27 protein-coding genes are annotated in these 22,561 nt (G+C 45.4%); all 27 read left to right on the top strand.

The annotated features are described in order from the left end of the window. Window positions 1-29 precede the first annotated feature (29 nt). The 27 genes from codY (at window position 30) to ACXN9U_RS06370 (ending at window position 22,556) form a co-directional block, all read left to right on the top strand. Window positions 30-809, top strand: a complete 780-nt coding sequence (gene codY, locus ACXN9U_RS06500; RefSeq protein WP_013352252.1) for a GTP-sensing pleiotropic transcriptional regulator CodY — start codon at window positions 30-32, stop codon at window positions 807-809. A gap of 352 nt (window positions 810-1,161) precedes the next feature. After that, on the top strand, window positions 1,162-1,551 hold the full coding sequence (flgB, locus tag ACXN9U_RS06495) for a flagellar basal body rod protein FlgB (RefSeq protein WP_489202341.1): 390 nt from the start codon (window positions 1,162-1,164) through the stop codon (window positions 1,549-1,551). Continuing rightward, window positions 1,551-2,003, top strand: a complete 453-nt coding sequence (flgC, locus tag ACXN9U_RS06490) for a flagellar basal body rod protein FlgC (protein WP_016936125.1) — start codon at window positions 1,551-1,553, stop codon at window positions 2,001-2,003. The genes flgB and flgC overlap by 1 nt, the downstream gene beginning before the upstream one ends. Before the next feature lie 10 nt (window positions 2,004-2,013). Beyond that, window positions 2,014-2,334: a flagellar hook-basal body complex protein FliE gene (gene fliE, locus ACXN9U_RS06485; RefSeq protein WP_060962795.1), complete on the top strand. Its 321-nt coding sequence runs from the start codon at window positions 2,014-2,016 to the stop codon at window positions 2,332-2,334. A gap of 45 nt (window positions 2,335-2,379) precedes the next feature. Next, window positions 2,380-3,990, top strand: a complete 1,611-nt coding sequence (gene fliF, locus ACXN9U_RS06480) for a flagellar basal-body MS-ring/collar protein FliF (RefSeq protein ID WP_060962794.1) — start codon at window positions 2,380-2,382, stop codon at window positions 3,988-3,990. 12 nt (window positions 3,991-4,002) lie between these two features. Then, complete coding sequence (fliG, locus tag ACXN9U_RS06475; protein WP_003154256.1) at window positions 4,003-5,019, top strand: flagellar motor switch protein FliG; 1,017 nt, start codon at window positions 4,003-4,005, stop codon at window positions 5,017-5,019. Continuing rightward, entirely contained in the window at window positions 5,012-5,764 is a 753-nt protein-coding gene (gene fliH / locus ACXN9U_RS06470) for a flagellar assembly protein FliH (RefSeq protein WP_489202340.1), read from the top strand. Before fliG ends, fliH begins: the two co-directional genes overlap by 8 nt. Continuing rightward, window positions 5,761-7,077 (top strand): flagellar protein export ATPase FliI, encoded by a 1,317-nt coding sequence (gene fliI / locus ACXN9U_RS06465; protein WP_016936121.1) that lies wholly within the window; start codon window positions 5,761-5,763, stop codon window positions 7,075-7,077. The genes fliH and fliI overlap by 4 nt, the downstream gene beginning before the upstream one ends. Window positions 7,078-7,082: 5 nt before the next feature. Next, entirely contained in the window at window positions 7,083-7,526 is a 444-nt protein-coding gene (fliJ, locus tag ACXN9U_RS06460) for a flagellar export protein FliJ (protein WP_489202339.1), read from the top strand. A gap of 11 nt (window positions 7,527-7,537) precedes the next feature. Beyond that, window positions 7,538-8,164, top strand: a complete 627-nt coding sequence (locus tag ACXN9U_RS06455) for a MotE family protein (RefSeq protein ID WP_489202338.1) — start codon at window positions 7,538-7,540, stop codon at window positions 8,162-8,164. A gap of 6 nt (window positions 8,165-8,170) precedes the next feature. Next, window positions 8,171-9,517: a flagellar hook-length control protein FliK gene (locus tag ACXN9U_RS06450; protein ID WP_489202337.1), complete on the top strand. Its 1,347-nt coding sequence runs from the start codon at window positions 8,171-8,173 to the stop codon at window positions 9,515-9,517. Then, window positions 9,518-9,949 carry a flagellar hook assembly protein FlgD gene (gene flgD, locus ACXN9U_RS06445; RefSeq protein ID WP_047475006.1) on the top strand — a complete coding sequence of 144 codons (432 nt, stop codon included), beginning with the start codon at window positions 9,518-9,520 and terminating at the stop codon, window positions 9,947-9,949. It begins immediately after the preceding gene. Window positions 9,950-9,974: 25 nt separating this feature from the next. Beyond that, window positions 9,975-10,751: a flagellar basal body rod protein FlgG gene (gene flgG / locus ACXN9U_RS06440; protein WP_016936116.1), complete on the top strand. Its 777-nt coding sequence runs from the start codon at window positions 9,975-9,977 to the stop codon at window positions 10,749-10,751. Window positions 10,752-10,790: 39 nt separating this feature from the next. Continuing rightward, complete coding sequence (swrD, locus tag ACXN9U_RS06435; protein WP_003154243.1) at window positions 10,791-11,006, top strand: swarming motility protein SwrD; 216 nt, start codon at window positions 10,791-10,793, stop codon at window positions 11,004-11,006. Beyond that, the gene (gene fliL, locus ACXN9U_RS06430) at window positions 11,003-11,422 is read left to right on the top strand and encodes a flagellar basal body-associated protein FliL (RefSeq protein WP_016936115.1); all 420 of its coding nucleotides are present in this window, start codon (window positions 11,003-11,005) and stop codon (window positions 11,420-11,422) included. The genes swrD and fliL overlap by 4 nt, the downstream gene beginning before the upstream one ends. Before the next feature lie 33 nt (window positions 11,423-11,455). Further along, window positions 11,456-12,454 carry a flagellar motor switch protein FliM gene (gene fliM, locus ACXN9U_RS06425; protein ID WP_047475000.1) on the top strand — a complete coding sequence of 333 codons (999 nt, stop codon included), beginning with the start codon at window positions 11,456-11,458 and terminating at the stop codon, window positions 12,452-12,454. After that, complete coding sequence (gene fliY / locus ACXN9U_RS06420) at window positions 12,444-13,580, top strand: flagellar motor switch phosphatase FliY (protein WP_060962788.1); 1,137 nt, start codon at window positions 12,444-12,446, stop codon at window positions 13,578-13,580. The genes fliM and fliY overlap by 11 nt, the downstream gene beginning before the upstream one ends. 26 nt (window positions 13,581-13,606) lie before the next feature. Then, on the top strand, window positions 13,607-13,969 hold the full coding sequence (gene cheY, locus ACXN9U_RS06415; RefSeq protein ID WP_003154238.1) for a chemotaxis protein CheY: 363 nt from the start codon (window positions 13,607-13,609) through the stop codon (window positions 13,967-13,969). A 14-nt stretch (window positions 13,970-13,983) separates the two neighbouring features. Then, window positions 13,984-14,637 (top strand): flagella biosynthesis regulatory protein FliZ, encoded by a 654-nt coding sequence (gene fliZ, locus ACXN9U_RS06410; protein WP_060962787.1) that lies wholly within the window; start codon window positions 13,984-13,986, stop codon window positions 14,635-14,637. After that, window positions 14,630-15,295, top strand: a complete 666-nt coding sequence (gene fliP / locus ACXN9U_RS06405) for a flagellar type III secretion system pore protein FliP (protein WP_016936111.1) — start codon at window positions 14,630-14,632, stop codon at window positions 15,293-15,295. Before fliZ ends, fliP begins: the two co-directional genes overlap by 8 nt. A gap of 14 nt (window positions 15,296-15,309) precedes the next feature. Then, window positions 15,310-15,579 (top strand): flagellar biosynthesis protein FliQ, encoded by a 270-nt coding sequence (gene fliQ / locus ACXN9U_RS06400; protein WP_013352270.1) that lies wholly within the window; start codon window positions 15,310-15,312, stop codon window positions 15,577-15,579. A gap of 6 nt (window positions 15,580-15,585) precedes the next feature. After that, window positions 15,586-16,365: a flagellar biosynthetic protein FliR gene (fliR, locus tag ACXN9U_RS06395; protein WP_016936110.1), complete on the top strand. Its 780-nt coding sequence runs from the start codon at window positions 15,586-15,588 to the stop codon at window positions 16,363-16,365. Then, window positions 16,365-17,444 (top strand): flagellar biosynthesis protein FlhB, encoded by a 1,080-nt coding sequence (gene flhB / locus ACXN9U_RS06390; RefSeq protein ID WP_060962786.1) that lies wholly within the window; start codon window positions 16,365-16,367, stop codon window positions 17,442-17,444. Before fliR ends, flhB begins: the two co-directional genes overlap by 1 nt. A gap of 33 nt (window positions 17,445-17,477) precedes the next feature. Further along, a complete protein-coding gene (gene flhA, locus ACXN9U_RS06385; RefSeq protein ID WP_095240718.1) occupies window positions 17,478-19,511 on the top strand; it encodes a flagellar biosynthesis protein FlhA in 2,034 nt (677 codons plus the stop codon). After that, window positions 19,511-20,602, top strand: a complete 1,092-nt coding sequence (locus ACXN9U_RS06380; protein WP_489202336.1) for a flagellar biosynthesis protein FlhF — start codon at window positions 19,511-19,513, stop codon at window positions 20,600-20,602. The genes flhA and ACXN9U_RS06380 overlap by 1 nt, the downstream gene beginning before the upstream one ends. Beyond that, window positions 20,599-21,492: a MinD/ParA family protein gene (locus ACXN9U_RS06375; RefSeq protein ID WP_489202335.1), complete on the top strand. Its 894-nt coding sequence runs from the start codon at window positions 20,599-20,601 to the stop codon at window positions 21,490-21,492. The genes ACXN9U_RS06380 and ACXN9U_RS06375 overlap by 4 nt, the downstream gene beginning before the upstream one ends. Beyond that, complete coding sequence (locus ACXN9U_RS06370) at window positions 21,489-22,556, top strand: protein-glutamate methylesterase/protein-glutamine glutaminase (protein WP_489202334.1); 1,068 nt, start codon at window positions 21,489-21,491, stop codon at window positions 22,554-22,556. Before ACXN9U_RS06375 ends, ACXN9U_RS06370 begins: the two co-directional genes overlap by 4 nt. Window positions 22,557-22,561 lie beyond the last annotated feature (5 nt).

Genomic DNA, 22,561 nt, shown 5'->3' with positions numbered 1-22,561 from the left:
TAAGAGGAATTCTAGGAGGATTATTTAACATGGCTTTACTACAAAAAACACGAATTATTAACAGCATGCTGCAGGCTGCGGCAGGCAAACCCGTAAACTTTAAAGAAATGGCAGAAACGCTTCGCGACGTCATTGATTCTAATATTTTCGTCGTCAGCCGCAGAGGAAAGCTTTTGGGCTACTCTATTAATCAGCAGATCGAAAATGACCGCATGAAAAAAATGCTTGAAGACCGCCAGTTCCCGGAAGAGTACACGAAAAACCTTTTCAACGTTCCGGAGACGTCTTCAAACCTTGATATCAACAGCGAATATACGGCTTTCCCTGTTGAAAACAGAGACCTGTTCCAAGCAGGCTTAACGACGATTGTGCCGATTATCGGCGGAGGAGAGCGCCTGGGCACATTGATCCTGTCCCGTCTGCAGGATCAATTTGAAGATGATGATCTCATTCTTGCTGAATACGGAGCAACCGTTGTAGGAATGGAGATTTTAAGAGAAAAAGCAGAAGAGATCGAAGAAGAAGCGCGAAGCAAAGCAGTTGTTCAAATGGCGATCAGTTCTTTGTCTTACAGTGAACTTGAAGCGATTGAGCATATCTTTGAAGAGCTTGACGGAAACGAAGGCTTACTTGTGGCAAGTAAGATTGCCGACCGTGTAGGCATTACCCGTTCAGTCATCGTTAACGCGCTGAGAAAGCTCGAAAGCGCCGGCGTTATTGAATCCAGATCACTGGGAATGAAGGGGACTTACATTAAAGTTCTGAACAACAAATTCCTTATTGAATTGGAAAACCTAAAATCTCATTAATCCAAAAGCAGGATCCCTAAAAGCGGGGGTCCTGCTTTTTTTATGGACAATAGGTGAAAAGTTGCAGTTTAAAGTTGATTATTGGTATCTGATTTGAGATAATCCATCTTGCTGTGTGAAAAATGGGGAAGATACAGAAATTCGGCTATTTTCAGTCTTATATTAATCAAATGCTTGTAGTCCAAATACTCTAGGACTTAATACCTATGCGCAAAATAGATACAAATGAGCACTTTTTTTTAGCCCAACTTCATAGACTTTAAGCCTGTTATTTCTTACAATAAGCATATGGTTTTACAATTCTCGACAAGGATTTTTAGGAGAAAAATATCTGAAATGGAGGTAAGTGGATTTGGACTTATTTTCTGGAACTATACAAAATCTTGAGAATGCCTTGGGGAGAGCGGACATTAAGCAAAAAGTCTCAACTAATAATATCGCCAATATAGATACACCGAACTATAAGGCAAAAAAAGTCTCTTTCCGAAATTTGTTAGATCAGGAAACATCCAATCTTGAGGCTGTAAAAACCGACTATCGACACGTTGACTTTACGGATTCGGGGGACGATTATTCCATCGTGTCCAGCGGTGATACATCGTACCAGCAAAACGGAAACAATGTCGATATCGACAAAGAAATGACAGATTTAGCCGAAAACCAAATTAATTATCAGGCTTTGGTTGAAAGAATGAGCGGCAAATTCAATTCCCTGAAAACAGTCTTGACAGGAGGAAAATAATGAGTGGCTTTCAAAGCTTAAATATTTCTGGGTCTGCTTTAACTGCACAGCGTGTCCGGATGGACGTCGTATCGTCCAACCTGGCCAATATGGACACAACGAGAGCGAAGCAGGTCAATGGCGAGTGGGTGCCTTACAGAAGAAAGCTGGTTTCTCTCCAATCCGGAGGCGAATCATTTTCGTCCCTTTTAAATTCCAAGATGAACGGAATCGGAAACGCCGGAAATGGTGTAAAGGTATCTTCGATTACGGAAGACCCATCCGCTTTTAATCTCGTTTACGATCCGGAAAATCCCGATGCGAATAAAGACGGATATGTACAAAAACCCAATGTAGACCCATTAAAGGAAATGGTGGATCTTGTCAGCAGCACGAGATCATATGAAGCAAACGTGACGGCATTGAACGCCTCCAAAGGCATGCTTTTAAAGGCTTTAGAAATCGGAAAGTAAGGTGATGTAAGTGGTTAACGCTATTACTCCTTTTCAGCTTCAACAAACCCAAAACACTCAAAACGTAACGAATCAATTAAATCAAGCTCAAAAAACTGATTCTTCAAATCAAACAAGCTTTTCGGAGCTTTTAAAAAACTCGATTGATTCGTTAAATGAGTCGCAAGTGCAATCTGACCAAATAACGAACGAACTGGCTGCAGGAAAGGATGTAAACCTTGACGAGGTCATGATCGCTGCCCAAAAAGCAAATATTTCTCTGACGGCCGCTACCGAATTCCGCAATAAAGCCGTGGAAGCCTATCAGGAAATCATGAGAATGCAGATGTAGTGGTGGTCAGATGAAAGAGAATGACTGGAATGACCGGGGGTTAACATGAATCGTACTCTAACGCAAATGAAAACCAAAACGGCAGCGTTTTGGAATAACAGATCAAAAACACAGAAGATACTCATGGTAAGCGGCTTGGCCGCATTCATTATTTTACTCATCGTCGTTATTATTTTTACTTCGTCTGAAAAGATGGTGCCTCTTTATAAAGACTTGTCCGCGGAAGAAGCGGGGAAGATTAAAGAAGAGCTCGATACGAAAAAGGTGTCTTCTGAACTTGCTGACGGCGGCACGGTCATTAAGGTTCCTGAGAGCCAAGTGGATTCGCTTAAAGTCCAGCTTGCCGCGGAAGGCCTGCCGAAAACGGGATCAATTGATTATTCGTTTTTCGGACAGAATGCGGGCTTCGGCCTGACAGATAATGAGTTTGACGTTTTAAAGGTTGAGGCGACTCAGACTGAATTGTCAAACCTGATAAATGAAATGGACGGTATTAAAAGCTCGAAGGTCATGATCAATATGCCGAAAGAAGCCGTGTTTGTCGGGGAAGATCAGCCGGAAGCATCCGCATCGATCGTTTTGCAGATTAAACCGGGCTACTCGCTTGATCAAAGCCAGATCAACGGGCTGTACCATCTCGTTTCGAAAAGCGTCCCGAACTTAAAAGAAGATAATATCGTCATAATGGATCAAAATTCTACATATTATGACAAAAGTGACAGCGGCGCAGGGTCCGTTTCTGACAGTTATGCTTCTCAGCAAGGTATTAAGTCGCAGGTCGAAAAGGATATTCAAAAACATGTTCAGTCCCTGCTCGGCACAATGATGGGACAGGATAAAGTCGTGGTTTCCGTTACGGCAGATGTTGACTTCACGAAAGAAAAACGCACTGAAGACATTGTCGAGCCTGTCGATAAAGATAACATGGAAGGCATAGCGGTAAGCGCCGAAAAAGTTGCGGAAACGTATAAAGGCGATGGCGCGGCCAACGGCGGAACAGCCGGAACGGGCAGCAATGACACCGCCAACTATAAACAGGCAAATGACGGTTCAAACAGCGGAGACTACGAAAAAAGCAGCAATAAAATCAACTATGAAGTCAACCGCATTCATAAAGAAATCGCAGAAAGCCCGTATAAAGTGCGTGATTTAGGCATTCAGGTCATGGTGGAACCGCCGAATCCGAAAAATGCCGCCTCATTATCAGCGCAGAGACAGGCTGATATACAGAAGATTTTAGGAACGGTTGTCAGAACGTCCCTTGATAAAAATGAAACGCAAAATCAAAACCTGACAGCCAATGATATCAACAATAAAATCGTTGTATCCGTACAGCCGTTTGACGGAAAAACAAGCCTGAACACAAATTCGGCACAATCTTCGGGTCTCCCGATCTGGGTATATATTACAGGCGGGGTGTTGCTTGCAGCCATTATTCTGCTTATTATTCTCCTCATCAGAAAGAAACGCTCTCAAGAGGATGAATATGAAGAATACGAATATGAAACGGCGCCGGAGCCGGTTCGACTGCCTGATATCAACGAAGAGAAAAATGAAACGGAAGAAACAGTCAGACGAAAACAGCTTGAAAAAATGGCTAAAGAAAAACCGGAAGACTTTGCAAAATTGCTTCGAAGCTGGCTGGACGAGGATTAGGGGGAATGGAAAATGGCGAAACGTGATCAGAACAAGCTTACAGGAAAACAAAAAGCAGCCATCCTCATGATTTCCTTAGGTCTTGATGTATCAGCCTCTGTGTACAAGCATTTGTCTGAAGAAGAAATTGAAAGATTGACTCTCGAGATTTCGGGAGTCAGAAGCGTCGATCATCAGAGAAAAGATGAAATCATTGAAGAATTTCATAATATCGCAATCGCTCAGGATTATATTTCTCAAGGCGGTTTAAATTACGCCCGCCAAGTGCTTGAAAAAGCGCTCGGAGAAGACAAAGCGGTAAGCATTTTAAACAGGCTGACCTCTTCATTGCAGGTAAAGCCGTTTGACTTCGCAAGAAAAGCGGAGCCCGAACAGATTTTGAATTTCATTCAGCAAGAACATCCGCAAACGATGGCGCTGATTTTATCCTACCTTGACCCGGTGCAGGCCGGACAGATTTTGTCTGAGCTGAACCCGGACGTTCAGGCTGAGGTGGCGAGAAGGATTGCGGTTATGGACAGGACGTCTCCTGAAATCATAAATGAAGTGGAGCGGGTCCTTGAACAAAAGCTGTCCTCCTCCTTTACGCAGGATTATACGCAGACAGGCGGCATAGAAGCCGTTGTTGAAGTGTTAAACGGCGTAGACAGAGGAACTGAAAAAACGATCCTTGATTCATTAGAAATACAAGACCCTGAATTGGCGGATGAAATCAAAAAACGGATGTTTGTCTTTGAAGATATTGTCACCCTTGATAACCGTGCGATTCAGCGCGTGATCAGAGACGTTGAAAATGACGACCTCCTGCTGTCATTGAAGGTTGCGAGCGAGGAAGTCAAAGAGATCGTCTTCAGCAATATGTCACAGCGTATGGTTGAAACGTTTAAAGAAGAAATGGAAATTATGGGGCCTGTGCGTTTGCGTGATGTGGAAGAGGCGCAATCAAGAATCGTGGGCGTCGTCCGCAAGCTTGAAGAAGCCGGTGAAATTGTAATCGCGCGAGGCGGAGGAGACGATATTATTGTCTAATATCATTAAACAGCAATCATCATTTTCTCCTGAACAAAAACGGCGCAAGCTTTCCTTGCAGGAAGTCAGGAAAACGCATCCCCAGCTCGGCCTGGAGGAAGAAAATCCTGAGGTTCTCATGGCTTTTGCCAAAGCAGAAGCCGACAGGGTATCTGAAGAAGCGAAAAATCAGCTGGAGTACACCCTCCGGCAGATTGAGGAAGAGAAAAGCCGCTGGGCGGATGAAAAACAAAGACTGATAGAAGAGGCAAAGGCAGAAGGATATAACGAAGGCATGGCATTGGGAAAAGCTGAGGCTCAGGCCGAATACGCAGACCTCATCAGCCGGGCCAATGCCGTTATGGAAATGGCCAGACAGTCAGTCGAGGAAAAGCTGGAAAGCGCTGAGGAAGAAATCATTGAGCTTTCCGTTGCGCTCGCTAAAAAAGTTTGGCGGCAAAAAAGTGATGATAAAGAAGCTTTTCTTCTGTTAGTCAAACAGGTAATAGCCGAAGTGAAAGATTATGATGACATTTCCATTTATGTGGACCCGGAATATTATGAGACGGTTCATCAGCATATGGATGAAATTCAGCAGCTGTTGTACAAAGAATGCAGGTTAAGCTTGTATGCCGATGAAAAAGCTGCAAAGGGAACGTGCTCCATAGAAACACCGTTCGGACGGGTGGATGCAGGAATAGACACCCAGCTGATGCAATTAAAGCAAAAGCTTTTAACGGCGCTTGAGGCAGGAGCGGAGCAATGAAGACACAGTATTTAATAGACTCGATTGAAACAGCGGATCCGTACAAACGCTACGGTAAGGTTAAACGTGTTATCGGGCTGATGATTGAATCAAAAGGGCCCGAAAGCTCGATCGGAGATGTTTGTCTCATTTATCCGAAAGGTCATTCAAAAAAAGCGATTAAAGCTGAGGTTGTAGGCTTCCAGGATGAAAACATACTGTTAATGCCTTATCTGGAAGCGGCAAGCATTGCCCCGGGCAGCATTGTGGAGGCTACCGGCGAGTCTCTCCGTATCAAAGTAGGCGCAGGTTTAATCGGACAGGTTGTTGATGCGTTCGGTGAGCCTCTTGACGGCAGGGCGCTTCCTAAAGGATTGTCTCCCGTTTCGACGGAACAGCCGCCGCCAAACCCGATGAAACGGCCGCCGATACGGGAAAAGATGGGTGTCGGTGTCAGGTCGATTGACAGTCTGCTGACAGTAGGAAAAGGGCAGAGAATCGGAATTTTTGCCGGAAGCGGAGTCGGAAAAAGCACTTTGATGGGAATGATCGCAAAGCAGACCGAAGCCGATCTAAACATCATCGCACTCGTCGGTGAACGGGGGCGCGAGGTGCGGGAATTCATTGAGAAGGATTTAGGCGAAGAAGGCTTGAAACGCTCGATTGTCGTAGTCGCGACTTCTGATCAGCCTGCATTAATGCGTTTGAAAGCGGCATATACAGCGACCGCCATTGCGGAATATTTCCGTGATAAAGGCCGGAATGTCATGTTCATGATGGACTCCGTCACGAGGGTTGCGATGGCTCAGCGTGAAATCGGGCTGGCAGCGGGGGAACCGCCGACAACAAAAGGATATACACCTTCTGTGTTCGCTATTCTGCCCCGTTTGCTGGAAAGAACGGGTGCGAATGAACAAGGGACGATAACCGCTTTTTATACGGTTCTCGTTGACGGAGACGACATGAATGAACCGATTGCCGATACGGTGCGCGGTATATTAGACGGGCATATCGTTCTCGATCGGGCGCTTGCCAACAAAGGGCAGTTCCCGGCGGTGAATATCCTGAAGAGCATCAGCAGGGTTATGTCTAATATTTCAGACGCCGCGCATATAGAGGCGGCCAACAAATTCCGCGACCTTCTGTCAACTTATCAAAACTCTGAAGACCTCATTAATATCGGAGCTTACAAAAGAGGGTCATCGAGAGAAATTGATGAAGCGATTCAGTTTTATCCGCAGCTCATTCAATTTTTAAAACAAGGAACTGAAGAACCTGCTCAATTGGAAGACAGTATTGCGGTATTGACGAGTATGACAGGAAAAGAGGAATAAACATCGTGGCGTACCAATTCAGATTTCAAAAGCTGCTGGACTTAAAAGAGAATGAAAAAGACCAAACATTGTCTGAATACAGACAATCGGTTTCTGAATTTGAAACAGTGGCTGAAAAACTATATGAAAATATGAGCAAAAAAGAATCGCTCGAAAAAGACAAAGAATCAAAGCTGAAATGCGGGATGAGCGTTCAGGAAATGAGACATTATCAGCAATTTGTCTCCAATCTTGAGAACACCATCTATCATTATCAAAAACTTGTCATTATGAAACGAAATGAAATGAATGAGAAGCAGGAACAGCTCACCGAAAAAAACATTGAAGTAAAGAAATTTGAAAAAATGCGGGAAAAACAATTTAATATGTTTGCTCTTGAAGACAAAGCTGCAGAAATGAGGGAAATGGACGATATTTCAATCAAGCAGTTTATGATTCAGGGGCATTAGGAGCGAATAAAATGGCCGATAAAGAAAAGGGATCTGGAAAGTTCGGTTCAATCCTGCTTTTTATCATTATCCCGCTGGTTTTTTTGATCATCGTCGCAAGCATCGTCCTTTGGGCTGCCGGCGTAGATGTGATGAAGCCGATTCAGGAAACAGCCGCAAAAACGCCTGTTTTAAAAGAATTGGTTCCCGAAACGAAAGAAACAAAAAGCGCAGCGGAAAAGCAGAAGGAAGACCGAACGGCTTCTCTTGAAAAGACCATAAAGGAACAAAAAAGTGAAATCAACATTTTAAATAAAGATTTGGACACAAGCAAATCCGAAATCGACAATCTGAACCAGAAAATCCGTTCATTGAAACAGGAAGCTGAACAGCAGCAGAAAACGGAACAGCAGCAGAAAACGGATGAAATGAAAAAAGACGCTTCGGGTTCAGCGGGAAAAGATAAAATGATCAATATCTATAAAAGTATGGACAGCGGTAAAGCGGCAAGCATTATCGCAAAGCTGAAAGAAAAAGATGCCCTCGATATTTTAAACGGACTAAGTAAAAAGCAGCTTGCTGAAATCTTGACGAAAATGACTCCTGAACAAGCGGCTAAATATACAGAAAAACTATCCGCTGACGGAAATAAGGAGTGATGTAAGTTGAAGCTGCTTGAAATAACGGGGAATCGCACGCAGACTGCGCAAAACAGCAATGTGAAGATGAATGTAAACAGCTTAGGCCTATTTCAGAACCGGCTTCTGTCGGAAATCACTTCTCAACAGAAGCCCGGAGATGAGGCAAAAACAAGTGATGCAGAGCTTAATGATGCTCTCTCGAAAATCGGTGATTGGCTGAAAGCCGGCCCGGAAGATAAAGAACTTCAGCTGAAACAGCTGCTTGAGGCGGTCAAAGCCCTTGAAGGAAAGCAACCGGCTGAAACCGCTCTTCCTTTATTGAAGCAGCTTGCTGAATCTGTTGAAGACATGTTAGCCGGCAAACGTCATGATGTGAAGCCTGAAAAGATTGAGCCGGGTTCTCCCGCCGCTAATGACGGGGATTCCGGGCGAGACGCGCTTGAAACGGGCCTCCTTTTCATTCAAGAAGCCGCAGCCCAGCTATTTGCGCATCAAGAGAATCAGCCGGACAGCGCACAGGCAAAGGCGGTTTATCAGGAAGGTGACCGTTTATTAGCGGCGTTGAAAAAACAAGGCGTACCGGACCGCGTGATTCAAGACCTGCGGCAGACGCTATTTCCGAAAAATGAATCTGCATCTAAGCTTTATTCTATGTCGGCCGCTGAGCTGAAGAGCTTTCAAAGCGTCGCTGAGCAGCTTGCGGGCCTTTCTCAAAAAGGAACAAAGGAATGGAATATGGCTGAAACTGAGCTGAAAGCTTTTGTGTTATCTCAATCATCTGAATCATCCCAAGAGTCAGCCGGGAAAACGGAACAGCAAAACAGCGGCACGATTTCTCAAGTGAAAGCATCTGACAGCAAATTGTCCGAGCATATACTGTTTTCGGGAACGAGAAGTCTTGCCGGCATTCAGCAAGCGTCCGCAGGAGCCGAACAGCCGCCGGCAGAAAATAAACCGTTAACAGACCAGGTCATCAGCGGCTGGAAACAGATGAAATACACGCCTTTCGGGAAAACGACCGGAAGCTTTACGATTCGTCTTAATCCTGAGAACCTCGGTTTTGTCACGATTAAGGTGACAAACGAAAACGGGATGTTTCAAAGCAAAATAATCGCATCAAGCCAGTCTGCGAAAGAGCTGCTGGAACAGCATCTTCCTCAGCTGAAACAGTCGCTTCCGAATATGTCGGTCCAAATCGACCGTTTTACCGTCCCGCTTCAAAGCGGGGATCAGCAGCCGGTTTACGGTCAGACAGCCGATCACAATAAACAGCAGCAGCAGGGACAGAGAGAGCAGAAAAACCAGCAGCAGACAGGTGAATTCGGAGATATGCTGGAGGAGCTTTCTCTCAATGAAATGGAGGAAGAATAGTTGACATCTGTAAACTCGGATTATGCCGCAGCGGGCGCTTCTAATACGAAGAGCACCGCCGCCGTAAACAGCAGCACGAATTTAGGGAAAGACGAATTTCTGAAGATCCTAATGACACAGGTTCAAAACCAGGATCCGCTAAATCCGGTTGATGACAAAGAGTTCATCAGCCAGATGGCGACATTTTCTTCATTGGAGCAAATGATGAATATGAATACGACGATGACTAAATTTGTAGAAAATCAAGATCCGTTTACGATGTATGTGAACTGGATCGGCAAAAATGTCACATTCAGCGACAGCGACGGGAAGGATCAGACAAGCCCAGTCAATTCAGTCAAGCATTCAAACGGCAATTACGTGCTCGTGCTTGAAAATGGCAAAGAGGTCAGTCCGTGGAATGTCACGGCCGTCAGCGAAACATCTAAATAAAAAGAAAACCCAGGGGGAATTTAACATGTTACGTTCATTATATTCCGGTATCAGCGGCATGAAAAACTTTCAGACAAAACTAGATGTAATCGGCAATAACATCGCCAACGTCAACACAGTGGGATTTAAGAAAAGCCGCGTTACGTTTAAAGATTTGATCAGCCAGACAGTCGCCGGCGGTTCAAACGTGACCAATTCAAAACAAATCGGCTTGGGTGCCGCGACTTCTTCCATTGATGTCGTTCATTCAACCGGCGCCCCGCAGGCTACACAGAATAAAACCGACCTAGCCATTGACGGAGACGGCTACTTTCAGATTAATACAGGTGCGGGAATCGTTTACACACGTGCGGGGAATTTTGGGAAGGACAATAAAGGCAACCTTGTTACGACTGACGGCTACTACCTTGAAAAAATCGGCGGGGGCAAAATCAATATTCCGACTGACGCGAAAGATTACAGTATCGGTGCAGACGGAACCGTTACATACACTGATGCAGGGGATGCGGTTCATGATGCCGGACAAATCGGTCTGGTCACGTTCCCTAACAGCGCCGGTCTGGAAAAAATCGGAGGAAACCTTTACAGACAATCATTAAGTTCAGGAGCTGCGAGTGCTGTCACCGCTCCGGGCGAAAACGGCTCAGGTAAGCTTTTGGCAGGCTATCTTGAAATGTCAAACGTTGATCTGACAGATGAATTTACCGAAATGATCGTTGCTCAGCGCGGTTTCCAATCAAACTCAAAAATCATTACGACTTCAGATGAAATCCTTCAGGAGCTGGTTAATCTGAAACGGTAAGGAGGGAGGGGGGGCGGTAAGGCCGCTTCTCCGGATTGAATGATTCAAGTCACCCGTTTAAACGGCCAGCCTTTTACGCTGAACGCGCTGTTTATCGAACAGATTGAGTGCTTCCCCGACACGACGATTACGCTGTCCAACGGCAAAAAGTTCGTCGTGAAAGAACCGGAAGAAGCAGTTCTTAAAAAAGTCATTTCGTTTTACCATAGCATACAAATATTTTCACTGGATCAGGGAATAGAGGAAGAAGAATGAAAAAAAAATTAGTCATTATTATGCTGATTATTTTAATTGTCGTTGCCGGCCTCGGAACGGCAGCATATTTTGTCGTCAGCGGACATTCAGACAAAGACAAAAAGCCTACAATCGATGAAGTCGTTGCAGCTACTGTGTCTGTCGATGATATCACGACGAACTTAAAGTCCGACAGCATCATCCGCATCGGCATAAAGCTTGAAACCGACTCGGAAAAAGCGAAGGAAGAACTAGAAAAACGCGATTTTCAGGTGAAAGACAACATCATTTCCATTTTAGCCGATACAAGCGCCGGAGAGATTGAGGGAGATAAAGGAAGAGAAGCGTTTAAACAATCCTTAAAAGAAAAAGTAAACAGCTATCTCCAAGAAGGAAAAGTTCAGAAAGTGTACATTACCTCCTTTAATCTGCAATAAAAACAAATTTGACAGAATACGGAGGTGAAGAAAATGTCAGGAGAAGTTCTCTCTCAAAATGAAATAGACGCACTGCTTTCAGCCATTTCGACGGGTGAGGCGGATGCGGAAGAGCTGAAAAAGGAAGTTAAAGAGAAAAAAGTAAAAGTATATGATTTTAAACGGGCGCTCAGGTTTTCGAAAGATCAGATACGGAGTTTAACCCGGATACATGATAACTTTGCGAGGCTTCTCACAACACACTTTTCCGCCAAGCTCAGAACGTATATCCATATATCTGTCAGCTCAGTTGACCAGGTGCCGTATGAAGAATTTATCCGCTCCATACCGAACATGACGATCCTGAATTTGTTCGATGTTCATCCGATGGAAGGCAGGATCATGATGGAGGTTAATCCCACCATCGCATACGCCATGCTTGACCGCGTCATGGGAGGCATCGGCATCACCCATAACAAAGCTGACAATCTTACGGAAATAGAAACGAACATTATTTCTAATTTATTTGAAAATGCACTGGGCAACTACAAAGAAGCTTGGCAATCCATTGCTGATATTGATCCTGAAATGACTGAATTTGAAGTGAATCCTCAGTTTGTACAGATGGTTTCGCCAAATGAAACCGTCGTGGTCATTTCTCTCAATACGCAGATCGGTGAAATCAGCGGTGTCATTAATCTTTGTATTCCCCATGTCGTGCTTGAGCCGATAATCCCTAAGCTTTCCGTACATTATTGGATGCAATCAGATCGGAATGAAGCGAAGCCCGAAGAAACAAAGTTGCTTGAAAAGCGCATCATGACGGCACAAATTCCCGTAGTAGCTCTCTTGGGAGCTTCTGAACTGACAATAGAAGAATTTTTAAGTTTGGAAGCCGGGGACTGTATAACTCTGGACAAATCAGTGACTGATCCTCTTACTGTATTGGTCGGAAACAAACCGAAGTTTTTAGGGCAGGCCGGCCGGGTGAATCGAAGACAGGCAGTGCAAATTTTAGATCACGACATAAGAGGTGAACAAGATGAACAATAGATTATCTCAAGATGAAATCGATGCTCTTCTTAATGGCACAGGAAGTCAAGAGGATACAGAACAGCCTCAAAAGGCGAACTTGTCTGAACTTGAGCGCGATGCGATCGGAGAAATCGGGAATATTTCATTCGGCAGCTCGGCTACGGCGCTGTCCACTCTTTTAAATCAAAAAGTGGACATTACGACACCGAGTGTGACCGTCATTTCAAAAAGCAAAATCAGTGATGAATTTCCTCATCCGTATGTTGCCATTGAAGTGAACTACACAGAAGGGTTTGACGGCAGCAATTTGCTCGTCGTAGAACAAAGCGACGCAGCCATCATAGCGGATTTGATGATCGGCGGAGACGGCCAAGGCGCCGATCCGTCACTCGGGGAAATCCACCTGAGCGCCGTGCAGGAAGCAATGAATCAAATGATGGGCTCGGCTGCTACGTCGATGTCGACCGTATTCAGTAAAAAGATCGACATTTCTCCGCCGCGGGTTGAACTTCTGGATGTGACGGAAGAAAAAGGGACGGACAGAATACCGGAGGATGACCTGCTTGTAAAAGTTTCATTCCGCCTGAAAGTCGGTGAATTAATCGATTCGAGCATCATGCAGCTTTATCCGCTTACGTTTGCGAAAGATCTGATCGCGGAGCTGATGAATACAGATCAGCCTGTGGCAGAAGCCGCAGAAACCGTGTCAGAACCGCAGGAAACATACGAAACGCCGCAGCAGGAACCTGCCGTTCAGCAGGAACCGCAGGCAAAACCCGAGCTTCCGAAGAGACAGGGAACCGCTAAAAAAGCTGCTCCCGTTCAAGTCGCTCCGGTGGAATTTCAGGCGTTTGATCAAAATGCAGCGGCAGCGCACGGTTCAAGAAACAACCTTGATATGCTGATGGATATCCCGCTTTCCGTTACGGTCGAGCTCGGCAGAACGAAGAGAAGCGTCAAAGAAATCCTTGAACTTTCTGCGGGAAGCATAATTGAGCTTGACAAGCTGGCGGGTGAACCCGTTGACATCCTGGTCAATCAGCGGATCGTAGCAAAAGGCGAGGTCGTTGTCATAGAAGAAAACTTCGGCGTGAGAGTTACTGACATTTTAAGTCAGGCTGACCGCCTTAACAATTTAAAATAAGCGAACATAGAGGAGAGAAACAGATTATGGCACACAGAATTTTAATTGTAGACGATGCAGCATTTATGAGAATGATGATCAAGGATATTTTGGTGAAGAACGGTTTTGACGTTGTAGCTGAAGCTTCAGACGGAGCACAGGCGGTCGAAAAATTCAAAGAGCATTCACCCGATCTTGTGACAATGGATATTACAATGCCTGAAATGGACGGGATTACCGCATTAAAGGAAATTAAACAAATCGATCCGCAGGCGAAAATCATCATGTGTTCGGCAATGGGCCAGCAGTCAATGGTCATTGACGCGATTCAAGCCGGGGCAAAAGACTTTATCGTGAAGCCATTCCAAGCGGACCGCGTGCTTGAAGCCATTAATAAAACATTAAGCTAAAGGGTGTACGACTGTTGAAAAAGAGTCATGGTTTACTAGCTTTGATTTGTTGTTTCGTTTTACTCAATGTACATCCGTTCCCTGCTTTTGCGGCGGAGTCTGATAATTCCACCGTCAACGAATGGTTTGACAAACAATCAACAAACAAAACAGAGAAAAAAAACGATACATCGAAACAAACGGCTGATCAAGAGATAGGGGATGCTTCTGCATCTTCTGTCTCCGCTTTTGATTTTGTAAAGATGATTGGGGCGTTATTATTTGTCATTCTGCTGATCTATGGATTTGTCAAACTGATGAATAAAAGAAACCGTCTGCTGAAGCCGTTTCAATATGTAGAAAATATCGGCGGAACGTCAGTCGGCCAAAACCGTTCCGTGCAGCTGATTAAAGTGGGAAACAGCGTACTTGTGGTCGGTGTCGGCGAGACGATACAGCTTTTAAAAGAAATTGAAGATGAAAAAGAGCGCGAGGCGATTCTGAGCCAATACGAAGAGGCGATGTCCTCAAAAGTGGAATGGAACAAACTCGTAAAGCCGCGTAAGGATGGAGAAAAAAAGCCGCAAACGATGCTTCCGTCGTTTTCAAAAGCGCTGAAAGAACAGCTGAGCGAGCTGAAACAAAGCCGTTCTGAAGGAAAAAAGAAAGGCCCGTATCATCATGAATGAATTTATTAATCTTTTTAATTCAAGCAGTCCGACCGAAGTCAGTTCTACTGTTAAGTTACTGCTGCTTTTGACCGTCTTTTCAGTGGCTCCGGGTATTTTGATTTTGATGACCTGCTTTACGAGAATCGTCATCGTCCTGTCTTTTGTGAGAACCTCACTGGCGACGCAGAACATGCCTCCGAATCAGGTATTAATCGGTCTTGCGCTGTTCTTGACGTTTTTTATTATGGCTCCGACTTTTTCTGAGATTAATAAGGATGCCTTAACGCCGCTGATGAACAACAAAATCAGTCTCGATGAAGCATATACAAAAGCCGAGAAGCCGATTAAAGAATACATGAGCAAGCATACAAGGCAAAAGGATCTGGCGCTGTTTATGAACTACGCCAAAATGAAAAAGCCCGAATCGATTCAGGATATTCCTTTGACGACGATGGTGCCCGCTTATGCGATCTCGGAACTCAAGACCGCTTTTCAAATGGGCTTTATGATTTTTATTCCGTTTTTAATTATCGATATGGTCGTGGCGAGCGTCTTAATGTCAATGGGAATGATGATGCTTCCGCCGGTTATGATCTCTCTGCCCTTTAAAATATTGCTTTTCGTTTTGGTCGATGGATGGTATTTAATCGTGAAATCTTTGCTTGACAGCTTTTAGGGTAGGTGCTAATTGTGAGTTCAGAATTTGTAATTTCCATGGCGGAAAAAGCCGTATACGTAACATTGATGATCTGCGGGCCGCTGCTAGCGATCGCGCTGATCGTCGGTTTGCTCGTCAGTATCTTTCAAGCGACAACTCAAATCCAGGAACAGACGCTTGCGTTCATTCCGAAAATCGTGGCGGTAATGCTCGGACTGATCTTTTTCGGTCCTTGGATGCTGTCGACGATTCTTTCGTTTACAACTGATCTGTTCTCTCATCTGAACCGATTTGCAGGGTAGAATCAAATGAATTCCATCATTGATTTATTTCCCGCTTTTTTATTGGTTTTTATTAGAATTTCTGCTTTTTTTGTAACGGTGCCAATCTTCGGGCACCGGAATCTGCCGGCGGTTCACCGAATCGGTTTTGCTTTCTTTCTTTCGGTGATCTGCTTCAGTACGCTGAAACATGCGCCGTCAGTTGACATAGGGGAACAGTATATGCTGCTTGTTATAAAAGAGGCCGTTGTGGGCTTGAGCCTCGGGCTGATTGCTTTCATGATGCTGGCAGCCATTCAGATCGCGGGTTCCTTTATTGATTTTCAGATGGGTTTTTCCATCGCGAATGTCATTGATCCGCAATCAGGAACGCAAAGCCCGCTGATCGGCCAATTCGTTTATACGCTGGCGCTGTTATTTATGCTCAGCGTAAACGCCCATTATCTATTATTGGACGGGATTTATTACAGCTTTCAGTATATTCCGCTTGATCAGGCATTTCCGTCGTTTGGAAATGAGCACTTTGGACTTTTTATCGCAAAAAGCTTCAATGCCATGTTTATTATCGCTTTTCAAATGTCTGCGCCGGTTGTAGCCAGTCTGTTTTTAGTTGATTTGGCGCTTGGCATTGTGGCGAGAACGGTGCCGCAGCTGAACGTTTTCGTTGTCGGGCTTCCTCTTAAAATAGCCGTGAGTTTTATTATGCTGATCGTTTGTATGGCGGTGATGTTTGTCCTCGTCCGCAATATCTTCAGCCTTACCGTTGAAACAATGCGAAATTTATTGGCATTGGTCGGTGTGACGTGATGAGACTCAGACTGAATCTGCAATTCTTTGCCGGTGAAAAAACGGAGAAAGCCACCCCGAAAAAACGAAAAGATACAAGAAAGAAAGGTCAGGTCCCGAAAAGTACGGATGTGAATACAGCCGTTTCTTTACTGATTATCTTTCTTTCGCTGATCGCGCTCGGCCCTTACATGCGGGACAGGCTGCTGTCCTTTATTAAAACGTTTTATACGAAATCGATAGCATTAGATCTGTCAGCGTCTAACGTACATGAGCTTTTTGTGGATACAGTGAAAGATATCAGCCTCATCCTTGCGCCGATTATGCTGGTCGCGCTTGTGGCAGGTGTCGTGAGCAACTACATGCAGGTGGGTTTTCTGTTTTCTGCGGAAGTTCTCAAACCTGACCTGAACAAGCTCAGCCCGCTGAAAGGATTTAAGCGGATATACAGCATGAGGGCGATTGTTGAACTGGTTAAATCGATTTTGAAGATTGCCGTAGTCGGTTTTGCCGCCTTTATGGTGCTCTGGCTGCATTATGGCGATATTCTCCGTCTTCCGCTTTTAACGCCTGCGGAAGTGCTCACATTCGTATCTAAGCTCACTCTTTGGATGGGGCTTGCGGGTTCAGGGGCTTTAATGCTGCTGGCCGGGCTCGATTACTTATATCAGCGTTTTGACTATGAGAAAAACATCAGAATGTCAAAGCAGGATATAAAAGATGAATACAAAAAATCGGAGGGCGACCCGATTATCAAGTCCAAAATTAAGCAGAAGCAGCGGGAAATGGCGATGAGGCGAATGATGCAGGAAGTGCCGAAAGCTGATGTCATCATTACCAACCCGACCCACTATGCGATCGCTCTAAAATATGATGAAAAGAAAATGGATGCCCCTTACATTGTTGCCAAAGGGGTCGATCATCTCGCATTAAAAATCAGGCAGATCGCCAAAGAACATGAGGTCATGACGATTGAAAACAGGCCGCTCGCGCGTGCGTTATATGATCAGGTTGACATCGACCAGGCCGTACCGGAAGAGTTTTTCAAAGTCATTGCGGAAATTTTGGCTTATGTCTATAAAACAAAACAAAAAGTATAGTGAATTTCAGATTCAAAAGGAGAGAAAAACAGCATGTCAACAAGAGATTTATCGGTTTTAATAAGTGTTGTCCTCATTGTGGCAATGCTGGTGATTCCATTCCCTCCATGGTTGTTAAGTATATTGATCATCATTAATATCTCTCTTGCGTTGATCGTGCTTCTCACCACAATGAATATGCAAGAACCGCTGCAATTTTCGATATTTCCGTCATTGCTGCTGTTATTGACGCTGTTTCGGCTTGCGCTCAATGTGTCGACGACTCGTTCGATTCTTTCTCACGGAGAAGGGGGAAAGGTTGTTGAGACATTCGGGAATTTTGTTGTCGGCGGAAATGTGCTGGTAGGGCTTGTTGTCTTCATAATCTTGATTATTATTCAGTTTATCGTCATTACAAAAGGCGCCGAGCGGGTATCGGAAGTGGCGGCGAGATTTACGCTCGATGCGATGCCTGGAAAACAAATGAGTATTGACGCCGATTTAAACGCCGGCATGATTACGGAGCAGGACGCGAAACACAGACGTGAAAAAGTCGCCCGGGAAGCGGATTTTTACGGCGCGATGGACGGTGCGAGCAAATTTGTCAAAGGGGATGCGATCGCGGGTATCATCATCGTGATGATCAATATTATTTTCGGGATCGTAATCGGCATGCTGCAGCAGGGGATGAGCATACAAGAAGCTGCTTCTCACTTTACAATGCTGACGGTCGGTGACGGTATCGTTTCTCAAATGCCGGCTTTGCTTATTTCAACGGCTACGGGGATTGTCGTGACGAGAGCGGCATCTGAAGGGAACCTCGGTCATGATATTACAGGCCAGCTGTTCGCTTATCCGAAGCTCTTATATGTAGCCGCGGGAACTGTTCTTTTGCTTGGTCTTCTCACGCCGATCGGCATTCTGCTGACGGGGCCGATTGCCGGTCTGCTTGCATTCGGCGCTTATAAGCTGTCCAAAACGGATAAGCCGAGCGAAGAAGAGGAAGAAATTCTTGAAGAAGAGGCTCAGGCGGATGAACTGAAAAGCCCGGAAAGCGTTGTGCAGCTTTTACATATTGATCCGATTGAATTTGAGTTCGGATACGGCCTGGTGCCGCTCGCAGACGCTGGTCAGGGCGGTGATCTTCTTGACCGCATTGTCATGATCAGACGACAGCTGGCGCTTGAATTAGGGCTTGTCATTCCGGTTGTGCGCATCAGGGATAATATCGCGCTTCAGCCGAATGAATACAGATTGAAAATTAAAGGCAATGAAGTCGCTAAAGGAGAGCTCCTGCTTGATCATTACTTAGCGATGTCACCGACGCCTGAAGATGACGTGATTGAAGGAATTGAAACGATTGAACCGTCGTTCGGACTGCCCGCAAAATGGATCAGCGAAGCTGCAAAAGATGAAGCGGACATGCTGGGGTATACAGTTGTTGATCCGGCGTCAGTCGTATCTACGCATATTACGGAAAAAATTAAGCAGCATGCCCATGAACTGGTCGGCAGACAGGAAACAAAGCAGCTGATCGATCATCTGAAGGAAAATTATCCCGTGCTTGTTGAGGAAGTCACGCCAAATCCTCTTTCTGTCGGCGATATTCAAAAGGTGCTTGCTAAATTGCTGAGAGAAAAAGTTTCAATCAGAAACTTGGTGACCATTTTTGAAACACTTGCCGATTACGGAAGATTAACGACTGATTCAGATCTTTTGACGGAATACGCGAGACAGTCGCTTGCCAAACAAATCACGGCCCAATATGCGAGAGAGCATGAAACGCTGAAAGTCATCACATGCTCAGGCCGGGTCGAAAAAGCAATTGCAGACGGTGTGCAGCAGACTGAACAGGGCAATTACCTGTCGCTTGATCCTGAGGTTTCAGACAGTATCATCCGTTCTGTCGCTAAAGAGGCCGAGCAGCTTTCCATCCGGCAGGAGACGGCGATTCTTCTCTGTTCGCCTGCTGTCAGAATGTATGTAAAACAGCTGTTAGAACGCTATTTCCCTGATCTTCCGGTTCTTTCTTATAATGAGCTGGAAGCAAACGTTGAAGTACAGAGCATTGGAGTGGTGGATATTTAATGAAAATAAAAAAATTTACAGCCGCTTCAATGCAGGATGCCGCGAAGCAAATTAAAAAGGAACTCGGCAACGATGCCGTCATTTTACATTCCAAACAAGTAAAGAAGCGAAAATGGCTGGGGCTGCGGTCGCAGCCGGCTGTTGAAGTGGTCGCTGTTTTAGACCGTGACGTCAGGGAAGCGAGAAAAACGCCGCCAGCTGCCGATGAAGACATGAAAAAGACGGAAACGGCGAAAAAAGCCGAGCCTGTTCAGCCGCCGCGTCTTTCGGATCATGCTGCATCTGGTGATCTGGCACGTTATAAAGAAGTGCTCCCCGAACCAATAAAAAAAGCCGAGAGACTATTGAAGCAAGCAGGTCTTCCTGACAATACGCAAAACGCCGTTTTGAGTGAATTGCTTCGTTCTTCGATTGCCACCGGTGATTTAACTGAAGACAATGTCAGCCCGAAATTGCAGGATTTGTTAGTGAAAAAACTCCCCTCAGCAGACAGGTGGCAGGAAGGGATTCAATCAAAATACGTCGTGCTTTTCGGTTCAACCGGGGCCGGCAAAACGACCACACTTGCAAAACTTGCAGCCGCATCAACGCTGACAGAGCACAAAAAAATTGCATTTATGACGACGGATACTTACCGGATTGCCGCAGTCGAACAGCTGAAGACATATGCGGAGCTGCTTCAGGCTCCTCTTGAAGTATGTTATTCAAAGGAAGACTGTCTGAAGGCGCAGGAAAAATTCGCTGAATATGACCATGTTTTCATTGATACAGCCGGAAGAAACTTTAAAGAAGAGCAGTATATTACGGAATTACAAGAGATGATTCCGTTTGAAGCAGGCTTACAATCCTTTCTCGTATTATCTTCATCTGCAAAATATGAAGATATGAAACAGGTGCTGAAACAATTTTCCGGTGTGCCGGTCAATCAATTCATTTTTACGAAAACGGATGAAACCGCCTCACTCGGCTCCGTGTTTCAAGTGCTTTCTGAATCGAGAATCGGGGCCGCCTATTTGACAAATGGACAAGATGTGCCTGAAGACATCCTGTCGGCTTCACCAGAACAATTTGTCAGGATGCTTTTGACATGAAACCCGATCAGGCAGAGTCATTAAGAAGAAAAATGAGACAGCGGCAAATGGCCAAGCCGGAGCTTTATGAAAAAAAAGCGAAGACATTAGCCGTCATCAGCGGCAAAGGCGGTGTCGGAAAATCTAATTTAACATTAAACATGGCCGTTGCCCTGCAGGAAAAAGGAAAAAAAGCACTCATCATTGATCTTGACATCGGGATGGGCAACATTGATGTGCTGATCGGTGCGGCATCTGCACGCACTATTATTGATGTGATGGAGAATCGGTACGCGTTGGCTCAATCACTGTCCTCCGGTCCGAAAGGCCTTCACTACATATCCGGAGGAACGGGGCTTGAGGCGATCTATCAAGCTGACAGAGAGAAGTGGTCAGCATTTATGAATGGTCTTTCCGCTGTATTAAGCGATTTTGATTATGTTCTGTTTGATATGGGAGCGGGACTTTCAAAAGAACAGCTGCCGTTTATTTTATCGGCAGAAGACATTCTCGCCGTGACAACGCCTGAGCCGACGGCAATTATGGATGCCTACAGCGCGATCAAACATCTTACCCTCGCGGATGAGCGGCTGACCGTAAACATTGCCGTCAATCGCGCTCGGACCCAAAAACAGGCGCTGGACACGTACAGCCGTCTTTCTTACGCGATTCACACGTTTTTAGGCGCGGAGGTGCGTTTCGCCGGCTCCATCCCGGATGATCCGCTGGTAAGTCAAGCTGTCATTGACCAGGTGCCTTTTTTAATACAAAGTCCTCAAGCAAAAGCCAGCAAGTCCGTCCGTCTTCTGACGGATGTCTTGTTTCAAACGGAAGAAAACAAACCAAGAGAAGAGAAACCGGCATTTATTGAGAGATTATCTTCTTTTTTAATGAGGAGGACTTTACAGTGATTCGTGTGCTTGTCGTTGATGACTCAGCTTTTATGAGAAAAATGATTACCGATTTTCTGGCTGCGGAAGTGCAGATAGAAGTCATCGGGACAGCCAGAAACGGAGAAGAGGCGCTGAAAAAAATAGAGCTTCTCAAGCCGGATGTTGTCACGCTTGATATTGAAATGCCGGTCATGAACGGAACGGATACATTGCGGAAAATCATCAGCATATACAAACTTCCCGTAATCATGGTATCAAGTCAGACGCAGCAAGGAAAAGACCGAACGATCAACTGTCTGGAAATGGGTGCCTTTGATTTTATCACCAAGCCTTCCGGAGCGATATCACTTGATCTTTATAAAATTAAAGAACAGCTGATTGAAAGGGTGATTGCCGCGGGACTGTCCCTCGCAAAAGAAACTGAGCCGGCGGTGAAAGAGCCCCTCACCCCGGAACGTCCGGCTGCTGTGGGATTTGAGAGGCCGAAAGCAAAATCTGCTAAGCAGGCCGTATTCATTGCGACCTCTACAGGCGGACCGCGGGCTTTGCAAAAGGTGATTCCGAAGCTGCCGAAGGATTTACAGGCGCCTGTATTTGTCGTGCAGCACATGCCTGAAGGCTTTACCGCTTCACTTGCAGACAGGCTGAACCATTTGTCAGATATTCAAGTGAAGGAAGCGGAAAACGGTGAAGAGGCTAAAGACGGATGGGTGTACATCGCGCCCGGCGGAAAAAATATGACGGTTGCCGAGGAAGGCGGAAGGCTCCGTATCATTCTTGACGTTCATGATACGGAAAGCCGGCATAAACCGTCGGCCGATTATTTGTTTCGTTCGGCAAGCCGATTGTCCGATTATGAAAAGGTAGCCGTCATTATGACCGGCATGGGCAGCGACGGAACCGAGGGCGTAAAAGAAATGCTCAGAACAGGCGGCGTTAAAACGATTGCGGAATCCGACGAATCCTGTGTTGTGTTCGGGATGCCGAAGTCAGCGATAAAAGCGGGCCTCATTCATGAAATTAAACATGTGGAAGAAATCGCGGCATCCATCACCGGATGTGTGAAAAAAGAGAGGGTGTGAATCAA

Source organism: Bacillus sp. BACIII, from assembly GCF_057836745.1.
This window is presented reverse-complemented; position numbering and strand designations above follow the sequence as displayed.